General features: G+C 63.7%; 12 protein-coding genes. 7 read left to right on the top strand and 5 right to left on the bottom strand.

What is annotated here, in order from left to right; all coding sequences use genetic code 11:
• Positions 1-20 precede the first annotated feature (20 nt).
• Both AC4D1W_RS04970 and AC4D1W_RS04965 read right to left on the bottom strand, forming a co-directional pair.
• Positions 21-809 (bottom strand): nitroreductase family protein, encoded by a 789-nt coding sequence (locus AC4D1W_RS04970; RefSeq protein ID WP_490898001.1) that lies wholly within the window; start codon positions 807-809, stop codon positions 21-23.
• A gap of 21 nt (positions 810-830) precedes the next feature.
• Positions 831-1,169, bottom strand: coding sequence for a hypothetical protein (locus AC4D1W_RS04965; RefSeq protein WP_490889222.1), 339 nt, complete (start codon positions 1,167-1,169; stop codon positions 831-833).
• Between the two features lie 160 nt (positions 1,170-1,329).
• Here AC4D1W_RS04965 and AC4D1W_RS04960 point away from each other — a divergent pair, with 160 nt between their 5' ends.
• The 3 genes from AC4D1W_RS04960 to AC4D1W_RS04950 are packed head-to-tail and all read left to right on the top strand — an operon-like array spanning position 1,330 to position 4,066.
• Complete coding sequence (locus tag AC4D1W_RS04960; RefSeq protein ID WP_490898000.1) at positions 1,330-2,319, top strand: metal ABC transporter solute-binding protein, Zn/Mn family; 990 nt, start codon at positions 1,330-1,332, stop codon at positions 2,317-2,319.
• A 44-nt stretch (positions 2,320-2,363) separates the two neighbouring features.
• Complete coding sequence (locus tag AC4D1W_RS04955; RefSeq protein ID WP_490897999.1) at positions 2,364-3,188, top strand: metal ABC transporter ATP-binding protein; 825 nt, start codon at positions 2,364-2,366, stop codon at positions 3,186-3,188.
• Positions 3,185-4,066, top strand: coding sequence for a metal ABC transporter permease (locus AC4D1W_RS04950; protein ID WP_490897998.1), 882 nt, complete (start codon positions 3,185-3,187; stop codon positions 4,064-4,066). The genes AC4D1W_RS04955 and AC4D1W_RS04950 overlap by 4 nt, the downstream gene beginning before the upstream one ends.
• Here the strand turns inward: AC4D1W_RS04950 and AC4D1W_RS04945 are convergent.
• A complete protein-coding gene (locus tag AC4D1W_RS04945) occupies positions 4,063-4,515 on the bottom strand; it encodes a Fur family transcriptional regulator (RefSeq protein ID WP_490889212.1) in 453 nt (150 codons plus the stop codon). The genes AC4D1W_RS04950 and AC4D1W_RS04945 overlap by 4 nt on opposite strands.
• Positions 4,516-4,624: 109 nt before the next feature.
• Between AC4D1W_RS04945 and AC4D1W_RS04940 the strand changes: the two genes are divergently transcribed.
• Positions 4,625-5,290 (top strand): MBL fold metallo-hydrolase, encoded by a 666-nt coding sequence (locus AC4D1W_RS04940; RefSeq protein ID WP_490897997.1) that lies wholly within the window; start codon positions 4,625-4,627, stop codon positions 5,288-5,290.
• Here AC4D1W_RS04940 and AC4D1W_RS04935 read toward each other — a convergent pair.
• The gene (locus AC4D1W_RS04935) at positions 5,280-6,950 is read right to left on the bottom strand and encodes an alkaline phosphatase D family protein (protein ID WP_490897996.1); all 1,671 of its coding nucleotides are present in this window, start codon (positions 6,948-6,950) and stop codon (positions 5,280-5,282) included. The genes AC4D1W_RS04940 and AC4D1W_RS04935 overlap by 11 nt on opposite strands.
• A 148-nt stretch (positions 6,951-7,098) precedes the next feature.
• Between AC4D1W_RS04935 and AC4D1W_RS04930 the strand changes: the two genes are divergently transcribed.
• From AC4D1W_RS04930 to AC4D1W_RS04920, 3 genes are read left to right on the top strand one after another with little or no spacing between them, the layout of a single operon-like run.
• On the top strand, positions 7,099-7,929 hold the full coding sequence (locus tag AC4D1W_RS04930) for a sulfurtransferase (protein WP_490889206.1): 831 nt from the start codon (positions 7,099-7,101) through the stop codon (positions 7,927-7,929).
• A gap of 55 nt (positions 7,930-7,984) precedes the next feature.
• On the top strand, positions 7,985-9,046 hold the full coding sequence (locus AC4D1W_RS04925) for an NAD(P)-dependent alcohol dehydrogenase (RefSeq protein WP_490897995.1): 1,062 nt from the start codon (positions 7,985-7,987) through the stop codon (positions 9,044-9,046).
• Positions 9,043-9,471 (top strand): HIT family protein, encoded by a 429-nt coding sequence (locus AC4D1W_RS04920; protein WP_490897994.1) that lies wholly within the window; start codon positions 9,043-9,045, stop codon positions 9,469-9,471. The genes AC4D1W_RS04925 and AC4D1W_RS04920 overlap by 4 nt, the downstream gene beginning before the upstream one ends.
• On the opposite strand, the gene hrpA is transcribed toward AC4D1W_RS04920, so the two are convergent.
• The gene (gene hrpA, locus AC4D1W_RS04915) at positions 9,468-13,370 is read right to left on the bottom strand and encodes an ATP-dependent RNA helicase HrpA (protein WP_490897993.1); all 3,903 of its coding nucleotides are present in this window, start codon (positions 13,368-13,370) and stop codon (positions 9,468-9,470) included. The two genes, AC4D1W_RS04920 and hrpA, sit on opposite strands and share 4 nt — an antisense overlap.
• Between the last annotated feature and the right edge of the window lie 28 nt (positions 13,371-13,398).

Raw genomic sequence — 13,398 nt, 5'->3', positions numbered from 1 at the left:
CCCGCTGTCGCTGCCAAGCGTCAGTCCCAGCCTTGCTGCGGCGTGGCGCAGGTGTCCCGGAACACATATTGGGAAGGGCGCTTCCGCTGCCGGCTTGACCAGTCGATGGCTGGGCGCCGCTGCTTTTCGGGGAGGTAGCCCAGCCGGTACACCGCCATCAGCTCCAACCCGTCCGGTATCCCGAGAATCGATTCGACCCTCCTCCAGTTCGCTGGGACCTCCATGGGGAAGGAGACAAACTGGATGCCCATCCCCAGCTCCACGGTGGTGAGCCACAGATTTTCCATCGCGGCACCCATGCTGAACACCGAGTAGAAACCGGACAGTTCGCCGGGGCGGTATTCGCTCCTGTCCAGCATGACGCCCAGCAACAGTGGCGAGCCCGCCACGAGTTTCCGGTTTTCCTCACCGAGGGTTTGCGGCACCCGAAGCTTGTTCATCAGGGTCTGCCCGGACGGAGTGAAGACCTTCCTGGTGAAGGGGCGAAGCACCGCGGGGAGCTGGTCGAAGAGCATGCCGTCCCGCCGTTCGTCCATTTCGGCCTCGCTGAAGCGAAAATAGCGTTTATAGCGCTCAAAGAACGTTCCCTCAGCCATGACCTGGGTCATGCTCTCGCCGCTTATGGCCGCGATCCGCCCGACAGCGTCCCGATCCTCGACGATGACGAAGCGCCACGGTTGGCTGTTCAGCTGGGAGGGTGCGGCGCCGGCCACCTGCATCAGCAGCTTTTGGTGGTCCTGACTTACCGGATCGGGGAGAAACGGACCGTTGGTGGTCTTGCGATTGAAGATGACGTCAAGGAATTCCACTGGTGTCCTAGGGTGTGCGGATCAGGGGGCAAGTGCCGCCATTACGCTCAGGATATAGAACGGCAACGGAACCATCGCCGCGCAGGCATGCCGGTAGGGATGGCGTCGTGCTGACCCGATGTAGGGGAGGGCGGCCAAGGCCACCAGCGCGGGAATCAGGTACCAACCGGCCGGGCTGCGGCTCCACCACAGCGAACTCGCGGCAATCAGTGCCAGGCCGAACGTGACGACATAAAATCCGTGATGAAACCAGCGGAATCCACTCGAATCGACCAGCCCCGTCCGCACCGCCACACCAAAACAGGCGTTGAGCAGGTACGTTGCACACGCCGACACAAAGAGTAAGGCAATCGCGGTCACGGGCCTGGGCACCAACGCACGGTGTAATTCGACACGGCTTCATCTTCGCATTTCCGGGCTCATCCGACTCGAACCGAAATGCGAATGATTCACGTTTAGGTTAGAGTTGGATGAGCCCGTCGAGGGCCCCATACTCTCTGAGAAAAAGTAGAGGACAATCATGCGCAGCATCTACGCGCGAACGACGGCGGCGCTCACCGCTTCAGCTCTTCTTCCATTCGCCCTCACCGGCTGCGGACAGGACGCCGAAGGCTCCGGACAGACATCAGAATCAGGTGCGCTGCAGGTCGTGACCTCTACGAACGTCTACGGCGACATCGTCGAGTCCGTGGGCGGTGAGCACGTGGAAGTGACGGCAATCGTCAATAGCCTGAGCCAGGATCCCCATTCCTACGAGGCCACAGTGCAGGACAAGCTCGCTGTGTCCAAGGCGGACCTTCTGGTGGAGAACGGCGGCGGTTACGATCCCTTCCTGCACACCCTCGCCGACTCAGTGGAGATGAACCACGAATACATCCTCACCGCCGTCGAAATCGCCGGCGTAGCCGCCGAGGAAGAGGCGCACTCAGAAGAGGAGGCCCACTCAGAAGAGGAGGCCAGCGCCGAGGACGAGCACGCTCACGGTGATTTCAATGAGCATGTCTGGTACAAGCTGGACGCCATGGCAGATCTCGCAGGCGCAGTAGGTGAAAAGCTGTCGGCGCTCGATCCGGACAACGCAGATACCTACGAGAGTAACGCCGCCTCTTTTGCGGAGCAGATTGCCGGGCTGCAGGACCGAGCTGAGGCGCTGGCCCCCGACGCTGACGGAAAGCCCGTTGCGGCCACCGAGCCTGTTCCCGCCTACCTGCTGGAAGCTGTCGGCCTTGAGGACGTGACCCCCGCTGATTACACGGAGGCCATCGAAGAGGACGCGGATGTGCCCGTTGCCGCATTGAACGAGATGCAGGGACTCATGAAGAGCGGCTCCGTCGCCTTCCTCGCATACAACGAGCAGACCGAAGGCCCGCAGACCCAGGCCGTCCGCAGCACCGCCGAATCGGCCTCAGTGCCGGTGGTCAACTTCACCGAGACCCTTCCCGAAGGCGCAGACTACATCTCCTGGATGACCACCAACGTCGACAACGTCGCCGAAGCTCTTAAGTCCTGACAGAATTGGCCAAGACACTCCCAACTCTGCAGCTAGGAGGCCGCGTGGCCGACGACGGTGCTGCCGCTGACCCGGTGGCGAGCCTGCGCTCGGCGTCCCTTTCGTTTGGCCGCCGAACGCTCTGGCACGATCTGGACCTGGACATCCGTCCGGGGGAGTTCCTGGCCGTTCTCGGTCCCAACGGTTCGGGCAAAACGAGCCTGCTGAGAGTACTCCTTGGCCTGCAGGAGCTGGACTCGGGTACAGCTACGGTCAACGGTCACGCGCTGCACCGCGGGAGCCGCGCTTTCGGTTACATCCCGCAACAGAAGTCCTTCGCGGCCGAAACCCCGTTGCGCGCACGTGACCTGGTCGGACTCGGGGTCGACGGACACCGTTGGGGTTTTCGCCGGGGCGGGGGAAGCTACCGGCGCACGGTGGATGCACTCCTAGAGAAGGTGGGGGCGTCGTCGTACGCGGACGCGCCGGTCGGACGGTTGTCCGGCGGGGAACAGCAGCGGCTGCGCGCTGCCCAGGCCCTCGCCACCGATCCGCAGGTGCTGCTCTGCGACGAACCGCTGCTCTCGCTCGACCTTCACCACCAGCAGGCGGTGAGCAAGCTCATCAACGATCAGTGTCGCCACCACAACACCGCAGTGGTTTTCGTGACGCATGAGATCAATCCCATCATCGATTACGTTGACCGTGTCCTTTACCTCGCGGGCGGACGGTTCCGGGTCGGCCGGCCGCAGGATGTCATGACCAGTGAAGTTCTGTCCGATCTTTACGACAGCAGAGTGGACGTCATGCATAACAACGGCCGCATTGTCGTGGTGGGCCTGCCGGATGCCACCACACACCACCATCATGCAGAGGTAGCGCTGCCGTGACCTTTGAAGAGATATTCCGGGCGATTTTCACGTTCGACAACTACGCCGAGCTGCTCCCGCTGGTGCAGAACTCGATCTGGGCCGGTGCTGTGCTGGGTCTACTGGGTGGGCTGATCGGCACCTTCGTGATGATGCGGGACCTGGCCTTCGCCGTTCATGGGATCGCCGAACTCTCCTTCGCCGGTGCCGCCTTTGCCCTGCTGATCGGCGCTAACGTGGTGTTCGGCTCGCTGACCGGATCGGTGATAGCTGCTCTTCTGCTCGGACTGATGGGCATCCGCGCCCGCGACCGCAATTCGATCATCGGCGTCATCATGCCGTTCGGGCTGGGCCTGGGAATTCTGTTTCTGGCGCTCTATGAGGGTAGGGCGGCGAACAAGTTCGGTCTGCTTACCGGGCAGATCGTCTCTGTTGACCAGGTGCAGCTGACGCTCCTGGCCGGCTGCGCCGTCGTCGTCATGGTTGCCCTCGGGGCCATCTGGCGCCCACTCACGTTTGCCAGCGTAGACCCGGAGCTGGCCGAGGCGCGGGGCGTGCCGGTGCGCGGGCTGTCCCTGACGTTCATGTTCCTGCTGGGAGTTTCGGTGGCGCTGTCCATCCAGGTGGTGGGCGCGCTGCTGGTGCTTGCGCTGCTCATCACACCCGCAGCGGCGGCGCTGAAGGTCAGCTCATCACCACGGCTGGTGGTGCTGCTCAGCGTCGTGTTCGCCTGTACGTCGGTTGTGGGCGGCATCCTGCTGGCGCTGGGTGGGCGGATACCGATCAGCCCCTATGTGACCACCATTTCCTTCGTGATCTACCTGGTGTGCAGGGCCATCAGTTGGCACCGTTCCAAGAAGGCCACCACGTCCGAGCTCCGCGCGGCGCAGCAGGCCTAGTTCTTCGCGGAGGTGCACTCCGGGCACAGGCCGTAAATCTCGACGGTATGTGCTACGTCGGTGTATCCGTGCTCCTGCGCCATACGTGCAGCCCACTGCTCGACCGCAGGCGCCTCAATCTCAACAGCCCGTCCGCACTTGCGGCACAGCAGGTGGTGGTGGTGGTGTTCGACGGCGCACCGGCGGTAGACAGCTTCGCCCTCGCCGTTTCGCAGAACGTCCACGAGGCCGTCGTCGGCCATTGACTGCAGGATTCGATACGCGGTGGCCAGCGAGACCGACTCGCCCCGTTCGTGAAGCTTGCGGTACAGCTCCTGCGTGCTCACGAAGTCGTCCAGGTCATCGAGGGTGGCGCTGACCGCCCGGCGCTGCCTGGTCACCCGCTGTTCCGACCCCTTGCGGACCGGCTGTTCTGCCTCCGATGACATGCCCGGCTGGTCACCTCCCATGTACTCAATTTGACCCGCGTCAAGGGTAGCACCGGCGCACGCTGCGCCCACTGCGCCGGTTGGGTGGCGCCCGCAGACAGAGGGGTCGAACGCCGGATAGTCTGGGCGAATGTTGCTGACGAAGTTCACCCATGCGTGCGTCCGCCTTGAGAAGGACGGGACCCGAATCGTTCTGGACCCCGGGAACTTCTCCGAGGTCGAAGAGGCCGTTTCCGGGGCGGCGGCGATTCTCATCACCCATGAGCACGCCGACCACTTTGACAAGACAAGGATTGCAGCTGCCGTCCGTGCTGATTCCCGGTTGGAGGTCTATGCCCCGCAGGGCGTCGCCACCCAGCTGGGGGAGGAACTTTCAGACCACGACGACGCCGCCGGCCGCGTCCATGCTCTGGAACCTGAGGGGCACTACACCATCGCAGGGTTCGACGTCAGAACTTTCGGCGGGCAGCACGCCCTCATTCATCCGCACATCCCGGTCGTAAAGAACATCGGATACCTGATCGACGGCGCCCTCTACCATCCGGGCGACTCGTTCATAGTCCCGCATGGGGTCCAGGTGCATACCCTGCTCGTGCCGGTGCACGCGCCATGGTCGAAGACCGCCGAGGTGATCGATTTCGTCACGTCGGTTCGGGCACCGCGGGCGCACCAGATTCATGACGCGCTGCTGAACGAGACCGGTCTGAAAATGGTCGAGGGCCATGTTTCCCGACTGGGGAAGCACTATGGAACGGACTTCGAGCACCTGGCCCCCGGCCAGAGCGTCACCCTTTGACGCGACGTCCTTCGGGGGTGACGGTATAGCTCGCCACTTCCTTCAGCCGGGGGGTGTCCGGGCCGCCGTCGGTCACGCCGGTTGCCCACCGCAGTTTCAACCCGTCATCGCTGTCTTCGAGTACCGCAAGGTTGTTGTCGAACCACGGCCCCTTGATGTTCGTCCAGGAGAACGGCGGTTTCGGGACCTTCGCCGAGCGCGCCACCAGGGAACCGATCGGGCTGGCGACGCTGTAGGACATGACCACCGTGGCAAACCGCAGGGCGCGCGGGAGCGGATTGCGGATGGGTGAACAGACGAACTGAAGAATGCGGCTGCCGGACGGGCGGTCGATCTCAGCAATGTATGAGAAGTGAACGTCTCCGGAAAGGAACGTCACGGTCTGCGGAGCGGGTCCGCGCTTACCGTCGGCCACCTCAATAGCAAGGTCCGCAACCGACCGGAAGCTGCGCTGGAACGCGCTCCAGTGCTCAAGGTCGAGAAGCTGCCGAAGGCCCTCGCCGATCCTCGAACCCCGTTTTCCCCAGGCGCCCTCCGCTAGAGCCTCGTCCCACGCCTCGATATAGTGCAGGCCGCGGGGGAGGAGGAAGGGAAGCGAGGTCGCAATCAGCAGATGCCTCATGCCGCCCTGAAAGTGCTCATCCAGCCATTTGAGTTCAACCTCGTCCAGGATGGAGCGCTGACCCGGATCAAGGACCCGCGCGGCACGTGAATCGACGGTGATGATCCGTACATCGCCGATGTCCCGAGAGTAGCTCCAGCGGTAGCTGAGGGGGTCAGAATCCGCCCGTTCGGCGAATGCGTCGAGCTCGGCGGTGAGATCCAGTTCCTTAGGACCCGCGTGGGAAGTTATCCTGCGCCACAGAATGTCCTCTGCGCGGGCCGCCGGAGAGAGGTTCCCGAGATGCTGGTATACCCAATAGGACGAGAGCCCAGCGACGATTCGGTCATGCCACCAGGTGGTTGCATGCATCTGTTCCCGCCAGGAAAGTGATGCGTTCCAGTCATCCCGGATGTCGTGATCGTCGAAGATCATGGCGCTGGGAAGGGTGGAGAGCAGCCAGCGGTTCGCCTCGTCGGACCAGGCGAGCCTGTACAGATGGGCGTACTCCTCGTAGTCCTGCAGTTCCTCCCCGGGTAGCTCATGGATCGACCGGCGCGATTTGATGAAGTCCTGCATCTCGCTGCTCGTTGCGTCGGCGTACACCTGGTCGCCGAGGAAGGCGACAAGGTCGGGACGGGCGTCGTCGTCGTGGTTGTCCGCAAGGTCGAGCGCGTAGGCACGCAGCGCATCGACGCCGTGGGTAGCGTTGCCCATGCGGTCGTGGGGGACGCTCGTTCGGCAGGAGCCGAACGCGAGCCGCAGCCGTCTGTTGGGATGGAGCGTGCGGATGGACGGGGCAGGGAAAGATGAGCCGGGCTCCGGCCAGACACTTTCACCGTCGATCTCAACGGTGTACTGCACGGTCGCACCCGGGGGGAGGTCCGACGCCTCCACCAGCGCGTAGTGATGATCATGGACGGCAAACGTGGGGGCGGACCATTCACTGCCGTCGGCGCGCACGACGACGGTGCACGCTGCGCTGGTCTCCACCCAAACCGAGGCCGAAGTTTCATCGACATACCGGAGCATCGGACCGAGCACCAGAGTAGCTGTCATTACCCTTTTGTACCCCCTGACGGGTGGGAGGGCCAGAGCAGTAAATACATCCCGACGCGACGGGCTTGGAGCGAGGAGCGGAGCTGTGGTGAACTGGGCTCACACCTGACCGGTGTGCCACCGGTCACACTTTCATAAGGAGATCTTCATGGAGACTCTGATGGACGTGCAGGCGCTGCGGAACCGGATGACCTCCGGTCAGCAGACCGTCCTGCTGGATGTTCGCTGGGCGTTGGGTGATCCCCACGGCCACGAGCAGTACCGATCAGCTCATATCCCAGGCGCAGTCTACGTCGACCTTGAAAGGCAACTGTGTTCAGGCCCATCCGCGGCGGAAGGACGCCACCCGTTGCCGGAACCGGAAGCGTTCGAGGAAGCGGCCCGTCAATGGGGCATCAACGACGGCGATGTGATTGTTGCGTATGACGACACGGGCAACCTGGCGGCGGCCCGGCTCTGGTGGTTGCTACGGGATGCGGGCCTGACCCGTGTCTATCTGCTCGACGGCGGATTGAGTGCATGGCAGGCAGCCGGTTTTGAGACCGAGCGAGGCGAGGAGCAGCACTGCCTCGGTGATGTCACCCTGAGCTCCGGCCACATGCCCGTCCTCAAAGTCGATGACGTTCCGGCCCTGACGCAGCACGGTGTCCTGCTCGACGCCCGGGCACCGGAACGTTTCCGTGGCGAGATCGAGCCGGTTGACCCGAAGGCCGGGCATATCCCGGGGGCATGCAGTGCTCCCACGTCGGGGAATCTCACACCGCAGAAGACCTTCCTTCCGTCAGCGGAGCTGCACCGACGGTTTGCCGCGCTGGGCATCACGGACACGGTCGACGTCGCGGTGTACTGCGGATCGGGGATCACCGCGGCGCACGAGATCGCCGCCCTCGAGGTTGCCGGGTTCGCGGCGGCGCTGTATCCGGGATCGTGGTCCCAGTGGTCCCAGCGCGCTGATCTGCCGGTGGCCACCGGTCCCTGACGGGGCAGCGGGCCCTACTCGGCCCGCCGAACTTCGTTGTGAGAGAGTAACCGGTATGACCACTGCATACGCCTACGCCGCTACGTCGGCGTCCAGCGGGTTGGGCCGCACCACCGTTGAGCGCCGGGAACCGAACCACGACGACGTCGAAATAGCCATCGAATTCTGCGGACTGTGCCACTCGGATGTCCACGCCACGCGGAGTGAGTGGGGCGCCGCCCGTTATCCGCTGGTGCCCGGCCATGAGATCGTCGGCCGGGTGACCCGGGTGGGGGATTCCGTGGAGTCGTTCGCCGTCGGCGACCGGGTGGGAGTCGGCTGCATGGTGGACTCCTGCCGGGAATGCGAGAGCTGCTCGGACGGCCTGGAGCAATACTGCGAGAGAGGGGTGACCGGCACCTACGGCACTCCGGACCGCAGGAACGACGGCGAAATCACGCAGGGCGGCTATTCGACTTCCATCGTGGTCAACGAAGGATACGTTCTCCGGATACCCGAAAACATGGACCCGGCCGCCGCCGCGCCGCTTCTCTGTGCCGGCATCACCACCTTCTCACCGCTGAACCATTTCGGTGTCGAGAAAGGGGACGCTGTCGGCGTCGTCGGACTGGGCGGACTGGGCCACATGGCGGTGAAGATTGCCAAGGCCATGGGCGCAGAGGTAACGGTATTCACCACCTCGTCCGGCAAGGTGGATGCCGCGCGGGAGCTTGGAGCCGACCACGTTGTCATCTCCAGGGATTCGAAGGCCATGGAGGCCGTCGCGACCACGCTGGATGTGGTGATCGATACGGTTGCAGCGCCGCATGACCTCAACCAGCTGATCCGCACACTCAGGCTCGACGGAGCCCTGTTCCAGCTCGGTCTGCCCGCAGACCCGATGCCGGCCGTTGACCCCGGACTGCTGATCCGCAAGCGGCGCACCTACGCCGGCTCGCTCATCGGCGGTATAGCCGAAACCCAGGAGATGCTCGACTTCTGCGCGCAGCATTCAGTGGTGTCGGATATTGAGCTTGTCACAGCCGACCAGCTCAATACGGCCTACGACCGCATGGTTGCGGGAGATGTGAAGTACCGGTTCGTTCTTGACGCCAGCACCCTGAAGGAGGACTCATGAGCACGCTGTTCACCCGGATCATCGAAGGTGAAATCCCCGGCCGCTTCGTCTGGAAGGACGAGGACGTTGTGGCATTCCTGACCATCCAGCCCATCACCGACGGTCACCTCATGGTTGTTCCCCGCCGTGAGGTGGCGCACTGGGTGGACCTCGAACCGGACCTGCTCGGCAAGGTCATGGACGTCGCGCAGAAGATCGCCAAGGTGCAGGAGTCGGAATTCAACGCCAAACGCATCGGTGTGCTCGTTGAGGGGTACGAGATCCCCCACGTGCATGTCCACATCTGGCCGACGCAGAGCGCTGCTGACTTCGACGTGCACAACGTTGACCCCAATCCCGATCTGGCAAAACTCGACGAGAACGCGGAACGGCTCCGGGCTGCGCTGCGCGACGCCGGGTATGCCGAGAATGTTCCCGCTGCCTAGGCGGCGAGAGCTTCCCCGAGGGCGGCGCGAATGCGCTTCTCGGATACCGAGTGGGCGGTTCCCAACTCCTGCGCAAACAGGCTGATCCGCAGTTCCTCAAGCATCCAGCGGACCCGTCCCAAAGAGGGCGGCACCCGGCGTCCGTTTGGAGCGACGGCCGCCACGGCGTCGTCGTACTCGTCTTCGAGGCGCTGCACAATCGCCGTACTCGAGGCATCGCGCTGAACATTGGTCTCAAGTTTCTCCAGCCTCTTCTCGATACCCGCGAGGTACCGGGGGAGATGGGCCAGCTGGGCATAACCCGTAGTGGCTACAAAACCCGGAAAAACGAGCTGCTCGAGCTGGCTCTTCACATCGTTCAGGGCAGTGATGAGGGCCAGGCTCGTGGAACCCTTCAGCCGCTTCTCGATTCTGCGGGCGCTGGCGAGGATCTTCTCGACCGTTGCGGTCACGGTGAAGACCGTGTCAATGAGGTCGGCCCGGACGTTCTCGTACAGCGCATCGAACTCCTCGACAGCCCACGGCAGCTCCTCGGGCGTGAGCTTGTCGATCGCTGCTATCGAGCAGTCTTCGATCAGCGCACTGACGCTGCCGTGCGGATTCTGGCTGAAGGTGAGTTTCTCGGAGTTGCTCAAATGCTCCAGGACATACCGGGCGGGACTCGGGACGCGCAGCGCGAGGAGCCTGATGACACCTGTGCGCATCGCCGCTGTCTGCTCGGCCGCATTGGGGAAGACCCTGAGCCCGACGGCGGTCTGCTCATCAACGAGCGCGGGATACCCGGTTACCCGGTGCCCGCCGACGATCCGGGACACCTCCCGCGGGACCGCACCGAACGTCCACGCTGTTGCGCCGCTGATCTCTTTGATGCCGGGGCCGGCGTCCGACGACGACGGCGGCGGCACCTGCTGCTTCCGGCGCGGCGCCTTATGCGTCTGCTGCACGGACCCCGGCGTTGCCCCCAGCGACTCGGCTATCGCGCGCCTGGTCTGCGGGGCGAGCCTGTCCTGAAGCGCGGGCAAGTCCTTGTCCTCATCGAGGATGCGGCCGTTCGCATCGACCACCTGAAAGGTCATCAACAGGTGCGGCGGCAGCGTATCCCGGTTCCACGAACCCGGCGGGATAACGTGTCCCTTCAGCCTGCGCAGGGTCAGTTCCAGTGACGCCTCAAGCTCGTCCCTGGCAGGGTCGAAGTCAGCATGGAGTCCGTCGACGGCGGACCGGGCGACGTCCGGAGCGGGAATGAAGTTCTTGCGGACCTGCTTGGGCAGGGACTTGATCAGCGCGGTCACGAGTTCCACGCGCAGCCCGGGAATCTGCCAGTGGAACGGTGCCGGGTCCAGCTGGTTCAGGAACAGGATCGGGACCTGCACAGTGACGCCGTCCGAGACACCGGGAACGTTGGGAGAGAACTCGTAGGTCAGCGGCAGCTCGAATCCCTGCTGGCCCCACGTCTTCGGGAAGGCGGTCTCGTCGAGATCTGCGTCGCGGCTGAGAAGTTCCTCGGGCTTGAAGTCCAGCAGCTCAGGGCTGTCCTGGCGGGCCTGCTTCCACCACTTGTCGAAATGGCGCTCGGACACCACATCCTTGCCGACGCGTGCGTCGTAGAACTCGAACAGCGTTTCGTCATCGACCATGAGGTCGCGGCGGCGCATGCGGTTTTCCATCTCTTCGATCTCCGCAATCCGAGCCTTGTTGCGGTGGAAGAACTTGTGATGGGTGCGCCAGTCGCCCTCAACCAGCGCATGCCGGATGAAGAGTTCGCGAGCGAGTTCCCTGTCGATGCGGCCGTAGTTGATGCGCCGCTGCGGAACTATCGGCACGCCGTAGAGAGTGACCTTCTCGTAGGCCATCACCGAGCCCATCTTGCGCGACCAATGCGGTTCGCTGTAGCTGCGCTTCACCAGGTCCGGTGCGACTTCCTCAGCCCAAAGCGGATCGAATTTGGCGACTACCCGAGCCCACAGCCGGGATGTTTCGACCAGTTCCGCTGCCATCACCCAGTCGGGGTTCTTCTTGAACAGTGCGCTGCCGGGGAAGACCGCAAACCGGGTGCCGCGGGCACCGGCGTACTCGCGCTTCCGCTGGTCATACAGACCGATGTGGCTGAGCAGACCGGACAGCAGGCTGATGTGGACGGCATCATGCTGCGCCACCGGATCCACCTCGGCCGGAGACAGGGTAATGCCGAGCGGCTTGGCGAGCTGGCGCAGCTGGGCGAAAAGGTCCTGCCATTCGCGCACCCGCAGGTAATTGATGAATTCATTCCGGCACAGCTTGCGGAACTGTGTGGAGGACAGTTCCTTCTGCTGGTCCTGCAGGTACCGCCAGAGGTTCAGGTAGCCGGTGAAGTCCGAATTCTCATCCGCGAACCTGCGGTGCTTCTCCGTTGCGCTCTGAAGCTTCGCCGCCTGATCCGGCTGGGGGCGTTCCCTCGGATCCTGGATGGTGAGGGCGGCGGCCAGAACCATAACCTCCTTGGCGCAGCCACGGCGCCCGGCTTCAACGATCATGCGTCCGAGGCGCGGATCCACCGGCAGCTGGGCCAGTTGCCGGCCCACCGGGGAGATACCGCCGTCGGCCGTCACCGCGCCAAGTTCACGGAGTAGCGTGACGCCGTCGTTGATGGCCTTTGAATCGGGAGGCTCGACGAAGGGGAAGGCGGCGACATCCTTCGGGCCGCGCGTCACACCCATTGCCGTCATCTGGAGAATCACGGCCGCAAGGTTGGTCCGCAGGATCTCCGGATCCGTGAACGGCCGTCGGGACTCGAAGTCTTCCTCGGAGTAAAGGCGGATGGCGATGCCGTCGGACACACGGCCGCAGCGACCCGACCGCTGGTTCGCCGAGGCCTGCGACACACGTTCGATGGGAAGCCGCTGCACCTTCGTGCGGTGCGAGTACCGGGAGATTCGGGCGGTGCCGGTGTCAATGACGTACTTGATTCCCGGGACGGTCAGGGAAGTTTCGGCGACGTTCGTTGCCAGGATGATGCGTCTGCCCGGCCCGCCCGGGTTGAAGACGCGGTGCTGCTCCTGCAGGGACAACCTGGCAAAGAGAGGCAGGATCTCGGTCCCGCGCAGGCGGGGGTTCACCTGCACGCGCGAGCGGAGTGCGTCGGCGGCATCACGGATCTCGCGCTCGCCGGAGAAGAAGACGAGGATGTCTCCGGGTGCTTCGCCCGCGAGTTCGTCAACCGCGTCGCACACAGCGTCGAGGGGATCGCGGTCTTCCTCAAGCTCGTCGTCTGAATCGGACTCGGAGTCACCGGCAGGCTGGCTCAGCGGACGGTACCGGATCTCGACCGGGTAGGTGCGTCCCGAAACCTCGATGATGGGCGCAGGCTTCTTCTCGGGAACCGCTTCATCCGCAGCGAAGTGGCTGGCGAAGCGCTCCGGATCGATGGTGGCGGAGGTGATGATCAGCTTCAGGTCCGGGCGTTTGGGCAGGATGCGCTTGAGGTAGCCGAGGATGAAGTCAATGTTGAGGCTGCGCTCATGGGCCTCGTCGATGATGATGGTGCTGTACTTCTTGAGCAGCTTGTCGTGCTGGATTTCGGCGAGCAGGATGCCGTCCGTCATTAGTTTAATGCGGGTGCTTCGGCCCACCTCCCCGGTGAACCGGACCTGGTATCCAACCTCTTCACCAAGTTTGACGTCCAGTTCCTCGGCAATGCGCTCGGCGACCGTGCGCGCTGCGAGGCGTCGAGGCTGCGTATGGCCGATCATCCCGGATTGGGCAAGCCCCAGCTCCAGGCACATCTTGGGAATCTGCGTAGTTTTCCCCGAGCCGGTTTCGCCGGCGATGATGGTGACCTGGTTCGCTGCGATGGCAGCCATGATGTCCGCCCGGCGTTCCGAGACAGGGAGCTGGGCAGGGTAAGAGATTGTCAGCGACATGATTACCTGCAAGTTTACTCGGCGCGGC

Source organism: Arthrobacter sp. TJ-170 (genome assembly GCF_058269305.1).
Note: the sequence above shows the minus strand (reverse complement) of the source record. Positions and strands in the feature narration are given on the sequence as shown.

Bases quoted from the DNA above. Each gene is read 5' to 3' on its own strand.
- AC4D1W_RS04940 (WP_490897997.1), top strand. From the start codon at position 4,625: ATGTTGCTGACGAAGTTCACCCATGCGTGCGTCCGCCTTGAGAAGGAC.
- AC4D1W_RS04960 (WP_490898000.1), top strand. From the start codon at position 1,330: ATGCGCAGCATCTACGCGCGAACGACGGCGGCGCTCACCGCTTCAGCT.
- AC4D1W_RS04930 (WP_490889206.1), top strand. From the start codon at position 7,099: ATGGAGACTCTGATGGACGTGCAGGCGCTGCGGAACCGGATGACCTCC.
- hrpA (WP_490897993.1), bottom strand. From the start codon at position 13,370: ATGTCGCTGACAATCTCTTACCCTGCCCAGCTCCCTGTCTCGGAACGC.
- AC4D1W_RS04920 (WP_490897994.1), top strand. From the start codon at position 9,043: ATGAGCACGCTGTTCACCCGGATCATCGAAGGTGAAATCCCCGGCCGC.
- AC4D1W_RS04935 (WP_490897996.1), bottom strand. From the start codon at position 6,950: ATGACAGCTACTCTGGTGCTCGGTCCGATGCTCCGGTATGTCGATGAA.
- AC4D1W_RS04925 (WP_490897995.1), top strand. From the start codon at position 7,985: ATGACCACTGCATACGCCTACGCCGCTACGTCGGCGTCCAGCGGGTTG.
- AC4D1W_RS04945 (WP_490889212.1), bottom strand. From the start codon at position 4,515: ATGGGAGGTGACCAGCCGGGCATGTCATCGGAGGCAGAACAGCCGGTC.